Genomic DNA, 20,432 nt, shown 5'->3' on the forward strand with positions numbered 1-20,432 from the left:
GAGCAAGGTCATGGCTTACAGCGAAAAAGTAATCGATCATTATGAAAACCCACGTAACGTGGGCTCGTTCGACAACGAAGATCCTACCGTCGGTAGCGGCATGGTGGGTGCACCGGCCTGTGGCGACGTGATGAAGCTGCAGATCAAAGTCAACAATGAGGGCATCATCGAAGACGCCCGCTTCAAGACTTACGGCTGCGGTTCCGCCATCGCCTCCAGCTCGCTGGTGACCGAATGGATGAAAGGCAAGTCTCTTGATCAGGCCGAAGCGATCAAAAACACTCAGATCGCCGAAGAACTGGAATTGCCGCCGGTTAAAATTCACTGCTCTATTCTGGCTGAAGACGCCATTAAAGCAGCGATCGCCGACTACAAGAGCAAGCACAGCGCCAAGTAGTTTTTGTGTAGGGGCGCCGCATGCCGCGCCCGCGTTGATCGGGGCGAATCTATTCGCCCCCTACACCGGTTTGCTCCCCAACACCGGTTTTGCAAGAGGTTGGGGATATTGAGTGTGAGGTTGTGATGTCAATTACCATGAGCGACAGCGCTGCGCAGCGTGTTCAGGCTTTTATGAATAACCGTGGCAAAGGCCTGGGCCTGCGTCTGGGGGTAAGAACCTCCGGCTGCTCCGGGATGGCGTACGTGCTGGAATTTGTTGACGAAATGAACGATGACGACATCGTTTTTGAAAACAAAGGCGTCAAGGTGATCATCGACGGCAAGAGCCTGGTCTACCTTGACGGCACCGAGCTTGATTTCGTCAAGGAAGGCTTGAACGAAGGCTTCAAGTTCAACAACCCCAATGTCTCGAGCGAGTGCGGCTGCGGCGAAAGCTTCAACGTCTGACAGCCCATCGTGCTCCCCCGCAGCGCGCGGGGGAACTCCATCCGATAACGCCCAGAGCACGCTATGGATTATTTTACTTTATTCGGGCTGCCAGTTCGCTATTCCGTGGACGGCGGCCTGCTTGCCTCTCGCTATCAGGATCTGCAGCGCCAATTCCATCCCGATCGCAATGCCCTCCAGCCAGAGCGCGAACGCCTGATGGCGTTGCAGCAGGCAGCGACCATCAATGAAGCCTACCAAACGCTGAAGCACCCATTAAAACGCGCGGAGTATATGCTATCTTTGCACGGTTTTGATTTGGGCAATGAGCAGCATACTGTACGCGATACCGCGTTCCTGATGGAACAGTTGGAACTGCGTGAAGAGCTCGACGCCATTGAACGCAAAGCGGATGCGGAAAGCCTGCTGGCCGATTTTGGCGCACGGGTGAACGAGACGGTCAAACAGCGCAGCGCACTGATGGTGCAGCAGTTGGATAGCCAGCAGTGGTCCGAAGCCGCCGACACCGTGCGTAAGCTGCGCTTTTTGGACAAACTCCAGCAACAGGTTGAACAACTCGAAGAAAAACTGCTGGGTTTTGAGTAATACATTCTGATTGTGGAAGCATCAATATGGCCTTATTACAAATTAGCGAGCCTGGCCTCAGCGCCGCGCCGCACCAGCGCCGTCTGGCTGCCGGTATTGATTTAGGCACCACCAATTCTCTGGTCGCCACGGTACGCAGCGGGCAGGCGGAAACGCTGGCCGACGCACAGGGGCGCGATTTACTGCCCTCGGTGGTGCACTATCAGGCCGACGGGTTGCGCGTAGGCTGGGAAGCACGCCAGCAGGCGGCGCAGGACCCGGCCAATACCATCAGTTCGATCAAACGCATGATGGGCCGTTCGCTGGCCGACGTTCAGCAGCGTTACCCGAACCTGCCGTACCAATTCCAATCCAGCGATAACGGTCTGCCAATGATCGTCACCGCCGCCGGCCTGGTTAATCCGGTTGGTGTTTCCGCCGACATTCTCAGGGCACTTTCCGCTCGCGCACAAACGGCGCTGGGAGGAGATCTCGACGGCGTCGTGATCACCGTTCCCGCTTATTTTGACGATGCACAGCGCCAGGGCACCAAAGACGCTGCGCGTCTGGCCGGTCTGCATGTGCTGCGCCTGCTGAACGAACCGACCGCTGCGGCGATTGCCTATGGCCTGGACTCCGGTCAGGAAGGCACCATTGCGGTTTATGATCTGGGCGGCGGGACCTTTGATATTTCCATTCTGCGCCTGAGCCGCGGGGTGTTTGAAGTGCTGGCCACCGGCGGAGACTCTGCGCTGGGTGGCGACGACTTTGACCATCTGCTGGCAGATTGGTTGCGCGAGCAGGCCGGCGTGGCGGATCGCAGCGATCACGGCATCCAGCGCCAGTTGTTGGATGCAGCTATCGCCGCCAAAATTGCGCTGAGCGATGCAGACAGTGTCAATGTCGACGTGGCCAACTGGCAAGGCGAAGTGACCCGCACGCAGTTCGATTCCCTGATAGCCCCGCTGGTTAAACGCACTCTGATGGCCTGCCGCCGCGCGCTGAAAGACGCCGGTGTCAGTGCGGAAGAGGTGCTGGAAGTGGTGATGGTGGGCGGTTCCACTCGTGTGCCGCTGGTGCGTGAGCAGGTGGGAACCTTCTTTGGCCGCACGCCGCTGACGTCTATCGATCCGGACAAAGTGGTCGCCATCGGCGCGGCGATCCAGGCCGATATCCTGGTGGGTAACAAGCCGGACAGCGACATGCTGTTGCTGGACGTGATCCCGCTGTCGCTCGGGCTGGAAACCATGGGCGGTCTGGTCGAGAAAGTGATCCCGCGCAATACCACCATTCCGGTGGCGCGCGCGCAAGAATTCACCACCTTTAAAGACGGCCAGAGCGCGATGATGATCCACGTGTTGCAGGGTGAACGTGAGCTGGTGCAGGATTGCCGTTCGCTGGCGCGCTTCTCGCTGCGCGGCTTACCGCCAATGCCTGCCGGCGGCGCGCATATCCGCGTCACCTTCCAGGTGGATGCGGACGGCCTGCTGAGCGTCACGGCGATGGAGAAATCCACCGGCGTTGAGGCTTCGATCCAGGTGAAGCCGTCTTATGGCCTGTCCGACGGCGAGATCGCCGACATGATCAAAGACTCGATGGCCAATGCGCACAGCGACGTTGGCGCGCGCATGCTGGCAGAACAGCGGGTAGAGGCATCGCGGGTGCTGGAAAGCCTGCAGGGCGCCCTGGCCAGCGATGCCGCCTTGCTGAGCGAAGCTGAAAGTACGGCGATCGCCGCTGCGGTGGAAGGCCTGCAACAGGCGACGCAGGGCACCGATCCTGCCGCCATTGAAGCCGCAATTAAAACATTAGATACACAAACGCAAGATTTTGCCGCGCGCCGTATGGATGCTTCCATTCGCCGCGCGCTGGCTGGCCATTCTGTGGATGAGGTTTAATCATGCCTAAAATTGTTTTCCTGCCCCATCAAGATCTGTGCCCGGAGGGGGCAGTACTGGAAGCCGAGCAAGGCGAATCGATCCTTAACGTTGCCCTGCGCAACGGGATTGAAATCGAACACGCCTGCGAGAAATCCTGCGCCTGTACCACTTGCCACTGCATCGTGCGCGAAGGCTTTGATTCGCTTGAAGAGAGCAGCGAGCTGGAAGACGACATGCTGGACAAGGCCTGGGGTCTGGAGCCGGAAAGCCGCCTGAGCTGCCAGGCGCTGGTCGCCGATGAAGACCTGGTGGTAGAAATGCCGCGTTATACCGTTAACCATGCGCGTGAGCATTAATTGCTAGTCGCGGCGCAGAGCTGGAGATCATAATGGGACTGAAGTGGACCGACAGCCGTGAAATCGGCGAAGCCCTGTACGACCAATACCCGGACACCGATCCGAAAACCGTACGTTTTACCGACATGCATCAGTGGATTTGCGATCTCGAAGAGTTCGACGACGATCCTCAGGCTTCCAACGAAAAAATACTGGAAGCGATTCTGCTGGTCTGGTTAGATGAAGCGGAGTAAATAGCGTAACGGGCTGCCTTGGGCGGCCCGTTTATTTTGTATCCGACATACCCGTCGTCTTTCAAACTGCAGCGTTGTTACCTGCACGATCACACCCCAGTCACTTACCTGAGTAAGCTCCTGGGGATGAGATCGCTGGCCGCCTAGCTGCAATTTGAAATCCATAGGGTATGCAATAAAGCCCTAATGAAATAATAAAGGGAACATCCGGAGTGAGAAGGCTATGACAACTGAAATTATGCTGGTAACGCTGTCGCACCAACCTGCGGACGCTCGCTGGGGCGAGAAAGCGTTGCTGAGCACCAATGCGGAAGGGATGACCATTCACCTGACCGGCAACGACAAGCTGGGCAGCGTTCAGCGCGCCGCGCGTAAAATCGACGGCCAGGGCATCAAAAACGTCAAACTGGCCGGTGAGGGCTGGGATCTGGAAAACAGCTGGGCATTCTGGCAAGGGTTCCGTGGGCCGAAAGGCAAACGCAGCGTCGAGTGGGCAGAGCTGCCGGAAGACGACCGTAAAGAACTGGAACAGCGCCTGAAGATTGTTGACTGGGTACGCGACACCATCAATATGCCGGCTGAAGATCTGGGGCCGGAGCAACTGGCCACCCGCGCCGTCGATCTGCTGTGTGATGTTGGCTGCGATGCCGTCAGTTACCGCATCACCAAGGGTGAAGATCTGCGCGAGCAAAACTACGCCGGCCTTCACACCGTGGGCCGCGGTTCCGACCGTTCCCCCGTGCTGCTGGCGTTGGATTTCAACCCGACCGGCAACCCGGATGCGCCGGTATTCGCTTGCCTGGTGGGGAAAGGCATCACTTTTGACACCGGTGGCTACAGCCTGAAACAAAGCGCTTTTATGGACTCGATGAAGTCCGACATGGGCGGTGCAGCCACCATTACCGGCGCACTGGCGCTGGCTGCCGCTCGCGGCCTGAAGCAACGCGTGAAGCTGTACCTGTGCTGTGCCGACAACATGGTCAGCGGCAATGCCTTCAAACTGGGCGACATCATTCGCTACCGTAACGGCAAAACCGTTGAGGTGATGAATACCGATGCGGAAGGGCGTTTGGTGCTGGCCGATGGCCTGATTGACGCGTCCGAGCAAAACCCCGAGCTGATTATCGACTGCGCTACCCTGACCGGTGCGGCGAAAACGGCGGTAGGTAACGATTACCATGCGCTGTTCAGCTTTGACGATGCGCTGGCGCAGGAACTGTTGACCAGCGCGGCGGCGGAGCAAGAACCTTTCTGGCGCCTGCCGTTGGCCGAGTTCCACCGCAGCCAATTGCCGTCCAATTTTGCCGAGCTGAACAACGTGGCCGGCCCGGCTTACACCGCCGGCGCCAGCACCGCGGCCGCCTTCCTGTCGCATTTCGTGAAAAACTATCAGCAAGGCTGGTTGCACATCGACTGTTCCGCGACCTACCGCAAAGGCGCGGTCGATCAGTGGTCTGCCGGCGCGACCGGTCTGGGCGTGCGGACTCTGGCCAATCTGCTGCTGAGCAAAGCCAAATAATTGAAAGCCCGCCGCGGCGGGCGGTAGAATATGCTTTATCCTCGGGGCCCAGCATGCTGGGCCCCGTTATTTAATTGCTGGAGTTTGCCATGAGTTCCCATCATCACGATGCCGCCCCGGGCGAGAACGAACTTGAACGTCTGCTGAAGCTGGCGGTGACGGAGCCGGCCCATCGCCCGGCGTTTTTCCGCGAGTTGCTCGATGCCACGGTATTGATTCTCGGCGACAGCGATCAGGTGCAGCAGGACGGCGACATTACGCTGAATGCCGATACTCCGGTGAATATCCAGCACTGGGAAAAACAGGACGGCGGCAGCATCATTCCGTTCTTCTCCTCGCTGGAAGCATTGCAGAAAGCCGTCGAAGATGAACAGCCGTTTATCGCCATGCCGGCGCGGGTATTGTTCGAGATTACCGAAGGCGCGGATCTGTTCCTTAACCCGAAAGCCGAGTACGGCAAAGAGTTCTATCCCGAGGAAGTCGCGATGCTGCTGGCTACCGGCGGCGTAGCCAAGCCTGCGGAACGCTACATCGATAAGGATACCCAGATCCTGCTGGGCCAGCCGGAAGAATATCCGTCGGCGATGGTGGATGCGTTGACCACGTTGTTCAGCCAGCGCAAACCGGTACGCCGCGCGTTTTTGGCGCTGATGCATGATCAGGCGGTGGATGAAAAACCTAACCTGCTGGTGGGGCTGGAAGTGGATGGCGATCAAGGGGATATCGAAGCCTTGATCAACGAAGCCGGCAGCGTGGCCAGCGAAACGGCACCCAATGACGAACCGGTGGATTTTTGTCTGGTGTCGGAAAAAGAGCGTGGGGTCAGCCATTATCTGATCACCCATACTCAACCTTTCTACCAGCGCCGCTGGGGGAGTTGGTTGCGTAACATCATTCCCTCCACAGACAAAACGCAGTAACCCTTCTCTTGCTACCGTGCGGCGTGCAGCCCGCCGGTAGCGCTCAGTTTCCTATCTATCCTATTGTTTTGAAATCAAATAACGCTAATGGTGACAAGTAACGTTACGCAGTGTGATCGGCGTAACAGTTCTTTGCACAGCGCTTCGTCATTACGCTCGACACAGATTGAAATGTTTCACGGCCTGGGGAGCGGCGCTGCTATTATTCATCCATATCCGGATATAGCGCCGACGAGCCGCGCAAACGCTGCCAGGGAGTTAAACGATGAAACCATGCCGTTCAGGGGCATTCGCATCAGGCAAGAAACTTTGTCAGGGGATCGCATTGGCGGGGGGCTTGCTGTTGCTGGCCGCCTGTGATGATGGCGGTCAAAAAACAACTGCGGCGCAAGCTGATGGGCCGACGAGCAGCGTCACCCAGGCGAAACGGCCGGATGCCGCCGCACTGGCGGTGCTGGCGAAACGCGACGCAGGCAAGCCGCTGGCGTTGCTGGATGCTTCCGAACTGCAACTCGATGGCGCCAGCGCTATGGTGCTGACGTTTTCTTTGCCGCTGGATCCGAATCAGGACTTCGCCGCGCGGGTGCACCTGGTCGACAGCGTCAGCGGTAAAATCGACGGTGCCTGGGAGCTGTCGGATAACCTGATGGAGCTGCGGCTGCGTCATCTGCAACCCAACCGCAAGCTGGTGCTGACCGTTGAAGGCGGCCTGAAAGCGCTCAACGGCGCCGAACTGGGCCAACAACAGCAACAAACCCTCGCCACCCGCGATATCAAACCCAGCGTCGGCTTTGCCGGCAAAGGCTCGCTGCTGCCGACCAAGTTGGCGCAGGGGTTAGCGGTGATGGCGCTGAACGTCGACAACGTGGACGTTAACTTCTTCCGGGTGAAGGCCGATGCCTTACCGGCGTTCCTGGCCAATTGGGAATATCGCAACGCGCTTTCCAGCTGGGAGTCGGAGGAGTTGTTGAAAATGGCCGATCTGGTCTACAGCGGCCGTTTCGATCTCAACCCGCAACGCAATACCCGCGAACGCCTGCTGCTGCCGCTGAACGGCATTGAGGCGTTGCAGCAGCCCGGCGTTTATTTGGCGGTGATGCAGCAGGCCGGTCATTACGGTTATACCAATCCGGCGACCTTGTTCACACTCAGCGATATCGGCGTTTCGCTGCACAGCTACCACGATCGCCTGGACATCTTTACCCAGGGGCTGGAAGGCGGCGCGGCGCTAAGCGCGGTTGAGCTGCGCCTGCTGGATGAAAAAGGCCAAACCCTGGCGCAGGGCACGACCGATAAGCAAGGGCACGCTCAACTGGCGAAAAACAGCAAGGCGCGTTTGTTGCTGGCCACCCAACAGGGCCAGACCAGCATGATAGATCTTTCGACGCCGGCGCTGGATCTGGCCGAGTTTGATATCGCCGGGCCGGAAGGCTACAGCAAACAGTTCTTCGCCTTTGGCCCGCGCGATCTGTACCGGCCGGGCGAAACGCTGATCGTCAACGCTTTGCTGCGCGATGCCGACGGCAAGCCGCTGCCGGCCCAACCGGTGAAGGTGGATATCGTCAAGCCGGACGATCAGGTGGCGCGTAGCTTTGTCTGGCAGCCGCAGGACGGCTTGTATCAATACCGGTATCACATCCCCGAGGGCGGGCCGACCGGCAACTGGTCGCTGCGCTTTAATCTGGGGGACAACCAGCCGCGGCTTTACGGCTTCAAGGTCGAGGATTTCCTGCCGGAGCGCATGGCGCTCGACATCACCGCACAGAAAACCCCGCTGCAACCCGACGCGCAACTGGTGTTTGACGTCACTGGCCGCTATCTGTACGGTGCGCCGGCTTCCGGCAATCGCCTGCAAGGACAGGTGTTCCTGCGGCCCCAGCGTGAGGCGGTCAGCAGCCTGCCGGGTTATGAATTCGGCTCGGTGACGGAAGAAAGCCTGTCGCGCAATATGGACGAGTTCGACCAGGCGCTGGACAACGCGGGCAAGGTGCAGGTGGCGGTAGACAGCAGTTGGGCCGAGGTGAAATCCCCGCTGAAAGCGATCCTGCAGGCCAGCCTGCTGGAATCCGGCGGCCGTCCGGTAACGCGTCGCGCCGAACAGGCGATCTGGCCTGCCGATGCGCTGCCCGGCATTCGGCCGTTGTTCAACAAACAACAGATTTACGACTACCGCAGCGACAGCTATCAGGCTCAACCGGTCGTGGATGAAAACACCCAGGCCGGCTTTGATATCGTTTACGCCAATGCCGCCGGGGAGAAGCTGGCGGCCAGCGGGCTGAAGGCCCGGTTGGTGCGTGAGCGCCGCGACTATTATTGGCAATGGTCGGAAGGGGAAGGCTGGCAGTCGCTGTATGACAAGAAAGATCTGCCGCTGGCGGAACAGACCCTGGATATTGCCGCCAACGGCAGCGCCAAGGTGAGTTTCCCGGTGGAATGGGGCGCGTATCGCATTGAAGTGGTGGATCCGCAGAGCACCCTGATCACCAGCCTGCGATTCTGGGCAGGTTACAGCTGGCAAGATAACACCAACGGCAGCGGTGCGGTGCGGCCGGACCAGGTGAAGCTGAAGCTGGACAAGCCGGCCTATAAGCCGGGCGAAAAAGTGAAACTGCATATTGAAGCGCCGGCCGCCGGCAAGGGGTATCTGCTGGTGGAATCCAGCGATGGGCCGTTGTGGTGGCAGGAACTGGAGGTACCGGCCGGCGGTGCCGATGTCGAGGTGCCGATTAACCAGGACTGGAAACGCCACGATCTGTATCTGAGTGCGCTGGTGATCCGCCCTGGTGACAAACAGCAACAGTCGACGCCGAAACGGGCCGTGGGCTTGTTGCATCTGCCGCTGGTGGATGAAGGACGCAAGCTGGCGTTAACGCTGGAGGCGCCGCAGCGCATGCGGCCGAATCAGACGCTGACGGTGAAGGTCAAGGCGGCCCATAGCGAGGGCAAACCGCCGCAGCAAATCAACGTACTGCTTTCCGCCGTGGACAGCGGCATTCTCAATATCACCGACTACGCGACGCCGGACCCGTATCAGGCATTCTTTGGCCGCAAGCGTTACAGCGCCGATCAGTACGATGTTTACGGGCAGTTGATTGAGGGCAAAGGGCGCCTGGCCAACCTGCGTTACGGCGGTGACGGCGACGAAGAAGATGCGTTGTCGCGCGGCGGTAAAAAACCTATTACCATGGTGACCATCGTGGCCCAACAGGCGCAGCCGGTTAAGCTGGACGCCAAGGGCGAGGGCGAGATCCAGATCGCCATTCCGGATTTCAACGGCGAACTGCGGCTGATGGCGCAAGCGTGGAGCGACGAAGACTTCGGCAAGGCGGAGGCCAAAACCCTGGTCGCCGCACCGGTGGTGGCAGAGCTGGCGACGCCGCGTTTCCTGGCCGGGGGCGACAGCACCCAGCTGGCATTGGACGTCAGCAATCTGTCCGGCCAGCCGCAGACGCTGACGCTGAAATTGGCCGCCGGCGGATTGGTGGCGCTGCAAGGTGCGGGCGAACAACAGGTCAGCCTGGCAAACGGCGAACGCACCACGCTGCAGATACCGGTGCAGGCGCTGATGGGCTTTGGCCAGGGAGAGGTGGCGCTGAGTGTCAGCGGCCTGACGCTGCCGGGTGAAACGTTGAAAGATTATCAGCATACCTGGACGATTGGCGTGCGGCCGGCTTACCCGGCGCAAACCCGCCAGTTCGCCAGCGTGATCCGCGCCGGTGAAAGCTGGAGCCTGCCGGCCGATGCCGCCGCCGGCCTGGTGCCGACAACCCTGGAGGGGCAATGGCTGTTAACCAGCAGGCCGCCGATTAATCTGGCGCGTTATATCAGCGAGCTTTACGCCTATCCGTACGGTTGCCTGGAACAAACGACCAGCGGGCTTTATCCGTCGCTGTATACCAACCGGGCGCAACTGAGCGCACTGGGTATCAAAACCGGCAGTGATGAAAGCCGCCGCAGCAGCATAGATACCGGCATTGAGCACTTGCTCAGCATGCAGCGCTTTAACGGCGGTTTTGGTCTGTGGAGCCGCGACAGCCAGGAAGAGTTCTGGTTGACCGCCTACGCCACAGACTTCCTGTTCCGCGCCAGCGAGCAGAATTACAGCGTACCGGCCGATGCATTGACCGCGGCCAATAACCGCCTGCAGCGTTATTTACAGGACCGCAGCCAGATCGACGTCGCCTATACCCCGTTCCCTGATCACACCCGTTTTGCGGTGCAAGCCTATGCCGGGTTGGTGCTGGCGCGTCAACAGCAAGCACCGCTTGGTGCCTTGCGACAGCTGTATGAACGCCGTGCCGACGCTCGCTCAGGCTTGCCGCTGGTGCAGCTTGGCGTCGCGCTGAAGCTGATGGGGGATATGCCGCGCGCCAACCAGGCGATCGAGCAAGGGCTGGCGACACAGCGCAGCGCCAAAGATTACTGGCTGGAAGATTACGGCAGCCCACTGCGTGACGATGCGATGATCCTGGCGCTGCTGACCGAAAATAATCTGCTGCCGGCGGTACGCGACCAGCGCTTGCTGTCGCTGTCCGAGCGGCTTAACGGCGAGCGTTATCTGTCCACGCAGGAGAGCAACGCGCTGTTCCTGGCGGCGCGTAACCTGATCGGCAGTGCCGAAACGCCGTGGCAGGCGCAAACGGCGCAGGGCAAGGAGCTGTCCGGCAGCCAGGCACTGACGCAACACCTGTCCGCCGAGCAGGTGGCTGCGGGGCTGCAACTCACCAATACCGGCAGCGGCACGCTGTACAGCCGCGCCGATCTGGTCGGTTACCCGGAGCAGGCGCCGCAGCCGCAGAGCAACGTGTTGAACATTCGCCGTGAATTCCTGGGATTGGACGGTAAACCTGTGGATCTGACCCAGTTGAAAAGCGGACAGCTGATTCTGGTGCATCTGGATGTCTGGGCCGATAACGCGGTGCCGGACGCGCTGGTCGTCGATCTGTTGCCGGCCGGTCTGGAGCTGGAAAATCAGAATCTGGGGGACAGCAGCGCCAGCCTGGGCGAAAGCGCCAGCAGCGTGACCGAACTGTTGCAGGATATGCAGCAGGCAGATATCAAACACCAGGAGTTCCGCGACGATCGCTACCTGGCGGCGGTGAATATCGACGGATACCGTCATACCACACTGCTGTATCTGGCGCGTGCGGTGACGCCGGGTTCCTATCTGGTGCCGGCTCCGCAGGTGGAGTCGATGTATGTGCCCGCCTGGCGCGCGTTGGGCACTACGCCGCCGCGACTTGAGATTGCCCGATGACCTACCCTGTCCCGCCCCGGTGGTTTAACCGGTGGCGGGGGAAGGGAGCGATGCTTTTCTTATGACTCTCTTCCTCGCCCATTTGCGCCGCCGCGGGTTAATCTGGCTGCTGGTGATTTTCCTGCCGCCCGCTTTGCTGTGGCTGGCGGATCGGCTGTGGCCGCTGCCGCTGAAAGATGCCGAGATGGCCCGAGTGGTGGTGGCGGAAGACGGCACGCCGCTGTGGCGCTATGCCGACCATGACGGCGTGTGGCGTTATCCTGTGACGTTGCGGCAGGTGTCGCCCTATTATCTGCAAGCGTTGCTGACCTATGAGGACCGCTGGTTTTATCGGCATCCCGGCATCAACCCGCTGGCGCTGGCCCGCGCCGCCTGGCAGGACCTGCGCAGTGGACAGATTGTTTCCGGCGGCAGCACGTTGTCGATGCAGGTGGCGCGCCTTATCGATCCCCATCCGCGCACGCTGGCCGGCAAATTTCGGCAGGTGTGGCGTACCGCGCAGCTGGAATGGCATTTATCTAAGGATCAAATCCTCGAAATCTACCTTAACCGGGCGCCCTATGGCGGCACGTTGCAGGGAATTGGCGCGGCAAGCTGGACCTATCTGGGCAAACCGCCTGCGGCGCTCACGCGTGGAGAAGCGGCGTTGCTGGCGGTATTGCCGCAAGCGCCCAGCCGTTTGCGGCCGGATCGTTATCCGGAACGGGCGCAGGCCGCACGGGACAAGGTGCTGGAGCGGCTGGCGCATTACCGCGTTTGGCCGGCGCGGCAGGTGAATGAAATTCGCCAGGAAGCGCTGTGGCTGGCGCCGCGTCAGGTGCCGCAGTTAGCGCCGTTGCTGGCGCGACGCATGACGCAGAGTAACCGCAGCCAGGTCGTAACGACCACGCTGGACGCTACGTTACAGCGGCGGCTTGAAGAACTGGCGCGCGGCTGGAAGAGCCAATTGCCGGAAAAAACCTCGGTTGGCGTGCTGGTGGTCGATCACACCAACATGAAGGTGCGCGCCTACCTGGGCTCGTTGGATTTCAATGACAATGGCCGTTTCGGTCATGTGGATATGGTGGCCGCCTGGCGCTCGCCGGGCTCGACGCTCAAACCCTTTTTGTATGGACTGGCGTTGGACGATGGGTTAATCCACGCTGAATCGCTGTTGCAGGATGTGCCGCGTCGCTTCGGCGATTACCGACCCGGCAATTTTGACACCGGTTTTCACGGTCCGGTCAGCGCCAGCGAGGCGCTGGCGCGCTCGCTTAATCTGCCGGCGGTGCAACTGCTGGAGGCCTACGGCCCAAAACGCTTTGCCGCCAATTTACGCAACGTAGGCGTGGAGCTGCGGCTGCCGGCCCACGCCGAACCGAGCCTGGCGTTGATTCTGGGCGGAGCCGGCGCGCGCTTGGATCAGTTGGTCGCCGGGTTCAGCGCATTGGCCCGGCAAGGCAAAGTGGCACCGCTGCGTTTTACGCCTCGGCAAGGGCTTTACGATCGCCAGTTGCTGTCGCCGGGCGCAGCCTGGATTGTGCGGCGCATATTGGCGGGAGAAGCGCGCCCGTTACCGGATGACGTGCTGCCTGCCAGCGTGCCGCTGGCGTGGAAAACCGGCACCAGTTACGGCTACCGCGACGCCTGGGCGATTGGCGTTAACGCCCGTTACACGCTGGGCATATGGGTTGGGCGACCAGACGGCACGCCGGTGGCCGGGCAGTTCGGTTTCGCCACGGCGGTACCGCTGCTGAACCAGGTCAATAATTTGCTGCTGACTTCTTTGCGCCAACGCGGGCAAGGGATCCCGACCGATCCGCGCCCGGCGAGCGTCAGCCGCGCGGAGATCTGCTGGCCAGGCGGGCAGCCGCTTGCCGCCGGTGACAGTAACTGCCGCCAGCGACGCCTGAGCTGGATCCTCGACGGAACCTTGCCGCCGACGCTGTCTGCACCGGGCCAGGAAAGCGCGTTGGGCAGCCAACCCCTGGTGTGGCTGAATGCTCGCGGGCTGCGCGTGGCGGCGGATTGCCCGGGGGCGGTGGCGCATCGTTTGACGCTGTGGCCAACGCCGCTGGAGCCATGGTTGCCGCCGGCGGAACGCCGCGCCCAGCGTTTGCCGGCCGGCGATCCGCAGTGCCCGCCCTTGCAACAACAGGAGGCACCGCCTCTGCTGATGCTGGGCATACGCGACGGCGCGCTACTGCGGCGCCTGCCGGGTAAAAATGCGCTTGATTTGCGGGTCAGCGCCCAGGGAGGGAGCGGGCAGCGTTGGTGGTTCCTGAACGGCCGGTTGGTGGGGGAAGGGGAGTCGCTGTTGCAGACGCTGACGCAGCCGGGCCGCTATCAGCTCAGCCTGCTGGATGAGAGCGGCCAGGTGGCGCTACGCGGATTTAGCCTCGACCAGGCCGGTTTTTCATCGTCGGCCCGCACAGTGAAGAATGAAGATAATAATTTTTAATGAAATGTTGATTTTCCCGTAGGCAAGCGTTAACAGCACACATATAATCTGCGCCACTTAAGAAGGCCGGCACGCGTTTAATTGCAGACCGGTCAGTTTTGGAAGCCATACAGAGGCCATCATGACCGTAGAACGTACCTTTTCCATCATCAAACCCAATGCTGTAGCCAATAACGACATCGGCGCAATCTATGCTCGTTTCGAGCGTGCCGGTTTCAAAATCATCGCATCCAAAATGCTGCGTCTGACTCGCGAACAAGCCGAAGGCTTCTATGCTGAGCACAAAGGCCGCCCATTCTTTGACGGTCTGGTTGAGTTCATGACCTCCGGTCCAATCGTGGTTCAGGTTCTGGAAGCTGAAAACGCAGTACAGCGCAACCGTGACATCATGGGCGCAACCAACCCGGACAACGCACTGGCCGGCACCCTGCGTGCTGACTACGCGGACAGCTTCACTGCCAACGCCGTACACGGTTCTGATGCAGTAGAATCTGCTCAGCGCGAAATCGCTTACTTCTTTAACGAAAGCGAAATCTGTCCACGCTAATATCCGTCGTCTTTCAGGCTGCCGCGTGGTTGGCTGCAATTTGAAACCCATCGGATATTCCGTGTTGTGGTTTGCATGGCAAGGCATTCACCGGCTGAAACAATAAAAATGCCCTGAATGCCTTTCAGTCATGGCAACCTGCTACTAAAATTTGTACAATGCCGCGCCCCTGATGAGTCGTCTTGTCAGGGGCGCGTTTTTCAGTGCGATTTACACGCACACTTACTTTCCATTCTTTAGCGCCATAACGTGTAACAACGAGGCCAGAGATCATCATGTTAGAACCCATCACGTCCGAGCACATCGTGTCTGAAAATAATTCGCTGACTACTCAATCCGTTAACGCGGAAACCCCGGCTGCGGCCAAAATTAACCTGCTGGATTTGAACCGTCAGCAAATGCGTGAGTTCTTCGCCAAAATGGGCGAAAAACCTTTCCGCGCCGATCAGGTCATGAAGTGGATATACCACTATTGCTGCGATGATTTTGAGCAGATGACCGATATCAACAAGGTGCTGCGCAACAAACTGCAGAGCGTCGCCGAAATTCGCGCGCCGGAAGTGGCAGAAGAACAGCGTTCAGCCGATGGCACCATTAAATGGGCGATCACAGTCGGCGATCAGCAGGTCGAAACCGTGTTTATTCCGGACGGCGATCGCGCGACCCTGTGCGTGTCATCCCAGGTGGGGTGTGCGCTGGAGTGCAAATTCTGTTCGACCGCTCAGCAGGGCTTTAACCGTAACCTGCGCGTGTCGGAAATCATTGGCCAGGTGTGGCGTGCGGCGAAAATCATCGGCGCACTGAAAGTCACCGGCGAACGCCCGATCACCAACGTGGTGATGATGGGCATGGGTGAGCCGCTGCTTAACCTGAACAATGTCGTGCCGGCGATGGAAATCATGCTGGACGATTTCGGCTTTGGCTTGTCCAAACGCCGCGTTACCCTGTCTACTTCCGGTGTCGTACCGGCGCTGGACAAATTGGGCGATATGATTGACGTTGCGCTGGCGATCTCGCTGCATGCGCCAAACGACAAGATCCGCGATGAAATCGTCCCCATCAACCGCAAATACAATATCGAAACCTTCCTGGCTGCGGTACGCCGCTACCTGGAGAAATCCAACGCCAATCAGGGCCGGGTTACGGTCGAGTACGTGATGCTGGATCATATCAACGACAGCACCGACGATGCGCACCAATTGGCGGAGGTTCTGAAGGACACGCCATGCAAGATCAACCTGATCCCATGGAACCCGTTCCCCGGCGCGCCTTACGGCCGCAGTTCCAACAGCCGCGTGGATCGTTTTTCCAAAGTGTTGATGGAATACGGCTTTACGACTATTGTTCGTAAAACCCGTGGTGATGATATCGATGCCGCTTGCGGGCAACTGGCAGGTGAAGTGATCGACCGTACCAAGCGTACCCTGAAAAAGAAAATGGCCGGGGAACCTATCAACGTGCGTGCGGTCTGAATCCTATAGCATGATTTTTTTGTTATCTAACAGTCTGTTATGTGAATGGACGTCAAGATGACATCAGATAAGGAAATGAATGCGGGCATGAAGCTGAATCTGTGGGGCATGTTGCTGGCGGCCGGTTTACTGGCCGGCTGTTCCGGGTCGTCACCGGAAAAAGACGCGCAACCTGAAGCGGGCCAGACGCGTTTGCAACTGGGGCTGGAATATCTGAAGCAGGGTGATTTGGACGCCGCGCGGCAGAATCTGGAAAAAGCGGCGGACGCCGCCCCGCAGGATTACCGTACCCAATTGGGCATGGCACTTTACGAGCAGCGGATAGGTGAGAATGGCGCGGCTGAACAGCGTTATCAGCAGGCGCTCAAACTTGCGCCAAACAATGGCACCGTACTGAATAATTACGGTGCGTTTCTTTGCGGTTTAGGGCAGTATGTACCGGCACAACAGCAGTTTAGCGCCGCGGCCCTGGCACCGGATTATGGTCAGGTCGCCGACAGCCTGGAAAACGCAGGTTACTGTTTTCTCAAGGCCGGACAGAACGATGAAGCACGCACCTTGTTAACGCGCGCCCTGAAGATCGATCCGGACAAAGGCACTCCACTGTTGGTGGAGGCAGAAAAGCAATTTGGAGAAGGGAAGCGCGCTCAGTCGCAACTTTTATTGGATAGTTATCAACATGTTCTGCCGGCTAGCGCCGACAGCTTATGGTTACAGATTCGTTTCGCCGCGTTAGCAGGCCGCCAGGATAGCGTTCAACGCTATGGCAAGCAGCTGGCGCGAAGTTTTCCACAATCCAAACAGTACCAGCAGTTCTTAGCTAATGAATACTGAAGCCTCCCAAGATAAAACCGTATCCATGACGACAGGCCAACGTCTGCGTCAAGCCCGTGAACAACTCGGGCTGAGTCAACAGGCCGTTGCAGAACGCCTGTGCCTCAAAATGTCTACCGTGCGCGACATAGAAGAAGACAATCTCTCCGCAGACCTTGCTTCGACTTTCGTGCGTGGTTATATCCGTTCCTACGCCAAGCTGGTGCATTTGCCGGAAGATGAACTGCTGCCGATGCTGGCCAAGCAGGCTCCGCTGAAGGTGGCAAAAGTTGCGCCAATGCAGAGTTTCTCGTTAGGCAAGCGCCGCAAAAAACGCGACGGCTGGCTGATGAGCTTCACCTGGCTGATTGTGTTCGTGGTAGTCGGTCTGACCGGCGCCTGGTGGTGGCAAAACCACAAGGCGCAGCAGGAAGAGATCGCCACCATGGCCGATCAATCTTCCGCCCAGCTTTCACAAAACAATGAAGGCCAATCCGTGCCGTTGACCGACAGCAATGCCGACAACAGCGCGCTTTTGGCTGACAATGGTTCGACGCCGGTAGATACCGGCGTAGCGCCGGCGCAACAGGCAGCACCGGCTCCGGCCGCCACCGGCAGTGAAACCGCGCAGCAACCTGCGGTGGTTTCGCCAAGCCAAGCTCCGCTCCCAGAGACCGCGCCTGCGGCTCCGACGGCGCAAGCGCCGCTGCCGACCGGCGAAGCGGGCCTGGCAGCACCGGCTGAAGATCCCAATGCGTTGGTGATGAACTTCTCCTCTGACTGTTGGTTGCAGGTTAGCGACGCCAGCGGCAAGACGTTGTTCAGCGGCACCCAAAAGAGCGGCGGCAAGCTGAACCTGGTAGGCACCGCGCCATATAAACTGACTATTGGCGCACCGGCCGCAGTACAGATTCAATATCAAGGTAAGCCGGTGGATTTAAGCCGGTTCGTTAAATCAAACCGTGTTGCTCGTCTGACCATTGCCGCGCAGTAATTGCGCGGCCATTGTCGTGAAGCCAGAGCAACAATGGAGAGTAAGTAATGCATAACCAAGCGCCCATCAACCGTCGAAAATCAACGCGAATTTACGTCGGCAAGGTGCCTATTGGTGATGGCGCGCCGATTGCCGTGCAGTCGATGACCAACACCCGTACCACCGATGTTGAAGCAACGGTTAATCAGATCAAAGCGCTGGAGCGCGTGGGCGTAGATATCGTCCGCGTTTCAGTTCCCACCATGGACGCCGCCGAGGCGTTCAAGCTGATCAAACAGCAGGTTAACGTGCCGTTGGTCGCCGATATCCACTTCGATTACCGCATTGCGTTGCAGGTTGCCGAGTACGGCGTGGACTGCCTGCGTATCAATCCGGGCAATATCGGCAACGAGTCGCGTATCCGCTCGGTCGTGGACTGCGCGCGCGATAAAAACATCCCGATTCGTATTGGGGTGAACGGCGGCTCGCTGGAAAAAGACATTCAGGAAAAATACGGCGAACCTACGCCGGAAGCGCTGCTCGAATCGGCGATGCGTCATGTTGATATCCTCGATCGCCTCAACTTCGATCAGTTCAAGGTCAGCGTCAAAGCCTCCGACGTATTCCTGGCGGTGCAATCTTATCGCCTGCTGGCCGCGCGTATCGATCAACCGCTGCATTTGGGCATCACCGAAGCCGGCGGCATGCGCAGCGGTTCGGTGAAATCGGCGATTGGCCTGGGGCTGCTGCTGTCGGAAGGCATTGGCGATACCCTGCGTATTTCGCTGGCGGCCGATCCGGTGGAAGAGGTGAAAGTCGGTTTCGATATTCTGAAATCGCTGCGCATTCGTGCGCGCGGCATTAATTTCATCGCCTGCCCGACCTGTTCGCGTCAGGAGTTTGACGTTATCGGCACGGTGAACGCGCTTGAACAACGCCTGGAAGACATCATCACGCCGATGGACATTTCGATTATCGGTTGTGTGGTCAACGGGCCGGGCGAAGCGCTGGTTTCCACGCTGGGCGTGACCGGTGGCCATAACAAGAGCGGTTTTTACGAAGACGGCGTGCGCCAGAAAGAGCGTTTTGACAACGAGCAGATGATTGACCAACTGGAGGCGAAGATTCGCGCCAAGGCGTCGATGATGGACGAAAGCAATCGCATCTCGGTCAATCTGCTGGAAAAATAAGCGTTATCGCTACATGGCGGGCTGATTAGCCCGCTTGTTTATGAACCCGGGGGGCAGAAAGCGGCACCCGCGTTGAATACGGGGCGGCAAAGTCCCTATAATCGGGTTCATTTTTATAGACAACGGACAGAGAAATCACGTGGCAAAGAACATTCAAGCCATTCGCGGCATGAACGACTACCTGCCGGAAGATACGGCATTATGGCAGCGTATTGAAGGCACACTGAAGCAGGTGCTGGGCAGCTACGGTTACAGCGAAATCCGGTTGCCGATTGTAGAGCAGACCCCGTTATTCAAACGCGCGATCGGCGAAGTGACCGACGTCGTGGAAAAAGAGATGTACACCTTCGAGGATCGCAACGGCGAAAGCCTGACGCTGCGTCCGGAAGGGACGGCCGGCTGCGTTCGCGCCGGCATCGAACATGGTCTGCTGTACAATCAGGAACAGCGTCTGTGGTACATCGGCCCGATGTTCCGCTATGAGCGCCCGCAGAAAGGTCGCTATCGCCAGTTCAATCAGCTGGGTGTGGAAGTGTTCGGCCTGCAAGGCCCGGACATCGACGCCGAGCTGATCCTGCTGACCGCCCGCTGGTGGAAAGCGCTGGGTATTTCCGAGCACGTGAATCTGGAGCTGAATTCAATCGGCTCGCTGGAGGCGCGCGCCAATTACCGCGATGCCCTGGTAGCGTTCCTGGAACAGCATAAAGAAAAGCTGGACGAAGATTGCAAACGCCGCATGTACAGCAACCCGCTGCGCGTACTGGACTCCAAAAATCCGGAAGTTCAGGCCTTGCTGAACGACGCACCGCGCCTGTCCGAGTATCTGGATGAAGAATCCAAAGCCCACTTCGACGGCCTGTGTGAACTTTTGGCTCAGGCAGGTATCCCATATACCATCAATGAACGCCTGGTGCGCGGTCTGGACTACTACAACCGTACAGTATTCGAATGGGTGACCACCAGTCTGGGCGCTCAGGGAACGGTGTGTGCCGGCGGCCGTTACGACGGCCTGGTCGAGCAACTGGGCGGGCGTGCGACGCCGGCGGTCGGTTTCGCGATGGGTCTGGAACGTCTGGTATTGCTGGTTCAGGCAGTGAATCCGGATTTCAAAGCCCCAGCGACCATTGACGTGTATGTTATCTCTTCCGGCGCCGGCGCCCAAAGCGCGGCGATGCAGTTGGCAGAAAACGTACGTGATGCGGCACCCCAGTTGAAATTAATGACCAACTACGGCGGCGGCAACTTTAAGAAACAGATCACCCGTGCGGACAAATGGGGCGCACGCGTCGCTTTGATCCTCGGTGAGAACGAAGTCGCGGCACAGCAGGTGGTGGTTAAGGACCTGCGCAGTGGTGAACAAGAAACGCTGGCGCAAAGCGAAGTCGCAGTGCGTCTGGCAACGATGTTAGGTTAAGGAGAAGG

General features: G+C 59.0%; 16 protein-coding genes. All 16 read left to right on the forward strand.

What is annotated here, in order from left to right:
* The first annotated feature begins 10 nt into the window (after window positions 1–10).
* The 16 genes from iscU to hisS all read left to right on the forward strand — a co-directional run bounded on the left by iscU (window position 11) and on the right by hisS (window position 20,424).
* The gene (iscU, locus tag V2S86_RS00665; RefSeq protein ID WP_004952090.1) at window positions 11–397 is read left to right on the forward strand and encodes a Fe-S cluster assembly scaffold IscU; all 387 of its coding nucleotides are present in this window, start codon (window positions 11–13) and stop codon (window positions 395–397) included.
* A 125-nt stretch (window positions 398–522) separates the two neighbouring features.
* Window positions 523–846: an iron-sulfur cluster assembly protein IscA gene (gene iscA, locus V2S86_RS00670; RefSeq protein ID WP_004952089.1), complete on the forward strand. Its 324-nt coding sequence runs from the start codon at window positions 523–525 to the stop codon at window positions 844–846.
* A 63-nt stretch (window positions 847–909) separates the two neighbouring features.
* Window positions 910–1,431 carry a co-chaperone HscB gene (hscB, locus tag V2S86_RS00675; protein ID WP_004952088.1) on the forward strand — a complete coding sequence of 174 codons (522 nt, stop codon included), beginning with the start codon at window positions 910–912 and terminating at the stop codon, window positions 1,429–1,431.
* Between the two features lie 26 nt (window positions 1,432–1,457).
* Entirely contained in the window at window positions 1,458–3,308 is a 1,851-nt protein-coding gene (gene hscA / locus V2S86_RS00680) for a Fe-S protein assembly chaperone HscA (RefSeq protein ID WP_330760812.1), read from the forward strand.
* A gap of 2 nt (window positions 3,309–3,310) precedes the next feature.
* Window positions 3,311–3,646, forward strand: a complete 336-nt coding sequence (gene fdx, locus V2S86_RS00685) for an ISC system 2Fe-2S type ferredoxin (RefSeq protein WP_004952086.1) — start codon at window positions 3,311–3,313, stop codon at window positions 3,644–3,646.
* Between the two features lie 32 nt (window positions 3,647–3,678).
* Complete coding sequence (gene iscX / locus V2S86_RS00690; protein ID WP_006327336.1) at window positions 3,679–3,879, forward strand: Fe-S cluster assembly protein IscX; 201 nt, start codon at window positions 3,679–3,681, stop codon at window positions 3,877–3,879.
* A 223-nt stretch (window positions 3,880–4,102) separates the two neighbouring features.
* Window positions 4,103–5,398, forward strand: coding sequence for an aminopeptidase PepB (pepB, locus tag V2S86_RS00695; protein ID WP_330760813.1), 1,296 nt, complete (start codon window positions 4,103–4,105; stop codon window positions 5,396–5,398).
* A gap of 89 nt (window positions 5,399–5,487) precedes the next feature.
* Window positions 5,488–6,318, forward strand: coding sequence for an enhanced serine sensitivity protein SseB (gene sseB, locus V2S86_RS00700; RefSeq protein ID WP_013814152.1), 831 nt, complete (start codon window positions 5,488–5,490; stop codon window positions 6,316–6,318).
* A 265-nt stretch (window positions 6,319–6,583) separates the two neighbouring features.
* Window positions 6,584–11,575, forward strand: a complete 4,992-nt coding sequence (locus V2S86_RS00705) for an alpha-2-macroglobulin family protein (protein WP_330760814.1) — start codon at window positions 6,584–6,586, stop codon at window positions 11,573–11,575.
* Window positions 11,576–11,636: 61 nt separating this feature from the next.
* The gene (pbpC, locus tag V2S86_RS00710) at window positions 11,637–14,015 is read left to right on the forward strand and encodes a peptidoglycan glycosyltransferase PbpC (RefSeq protein ID WP_330760815.1); all 2,379 of its coding nucleotides are present in this window, start codon (window positions 11,637–11,639) and stop codon (window positions 14,013–14,015) included.
* Between the two features lie 121 nt (window positions 14,016–14,136).
* On the forward strand, window positions 14,137–14,562 hold the full coding sequence (gene ndk / locus V2S86_RS00715; protein ID WP_004952077.1) for a nucleoside-diphosphate kinase: 426 nt from the start codon (window positions 14,137–14,139) through the stop codon (window positions 14,560–14,562).
* Between the two features lie 275 nt (window positions 14,563–14,837).
* Entirely contained in the window at window positions 14,838–16,034 is a 1,197-nt protein-coding gene (locus tag V2S86_RS00720; RefSeq protein ID WP_004952075.1) for a bifunctional tRNA (adenosine(37)-C2)-methyltransferase TrmG/ribosomal RNA large subunit methyltransferase RlmN, read from the forward strand.
* 87 nt (window positions 16,035–16,121) lie between these two features.
* On the forward strand, window positions 16,122–16,868 hold the full coding sequence (pilW, locus tag V2S86_RS00725; protein WP_330763126.1) for a type IV pilus biogenesis/stability protein PilW: 747 nt from the start codon (window positions 16,122–16,124) through the stop codon (window positions 16,866–16,868).
* A complete protein-coding gene (gene rodZ, locus V2S86_RS00730) occupies window positions 16,858–17,841 on the forward strand; it encodes a cytoskeleton protein RodZ (protein ID WP_330760816.1) in 984 nt (327 codons plus the stop codon). Before pilW ends, rodZ begins: the two co-directional genes overlap by 11 nt.
* A gap of 47 nt (window positions 17,842–17,888) precedes the next feature.
* Complete coding sequence (gene ispG, locus V2S86_RS00735) at window positions 17,889–19,010, forward strand: flavodoxin-dependent (E)-4-hydroxy-3-methylbut-2-enyl-diphosphate synthase (RefSeq protein WP_004952070.1); 1,122 nt, start codon at window positions 17,889–17,891, stop codon at window positions 19,008–19,010.
* A 139-nt stretch (window positions 19,011–19,149) separates the two neighbouring features.
* Window positions 19,150–20,424 carry a histidine--tRNA ligase gene (hisS, locus tag V2S86_RS00740; RefSeq protein WP_330760817.1) on the forward strand — a complete coding sequence of 425 codons (1,275 nt, stop codon included), beginning with the start codon at window positions 19,150–19,152 and terminating at the stop codon, window positions 20,422–20,424.
* Window positions 20,425–20,432: the final 8 nt, after the last annotated feature.

This window comes from Serratia sp. C2(1) (assembly GCF_036352655.1).
GTDB lineage: Bacteria > Pseudomonadota > Gammaproteobacteria > Enterobacterales > Enterobacteriaceae > Serratia > Serratia inhibens.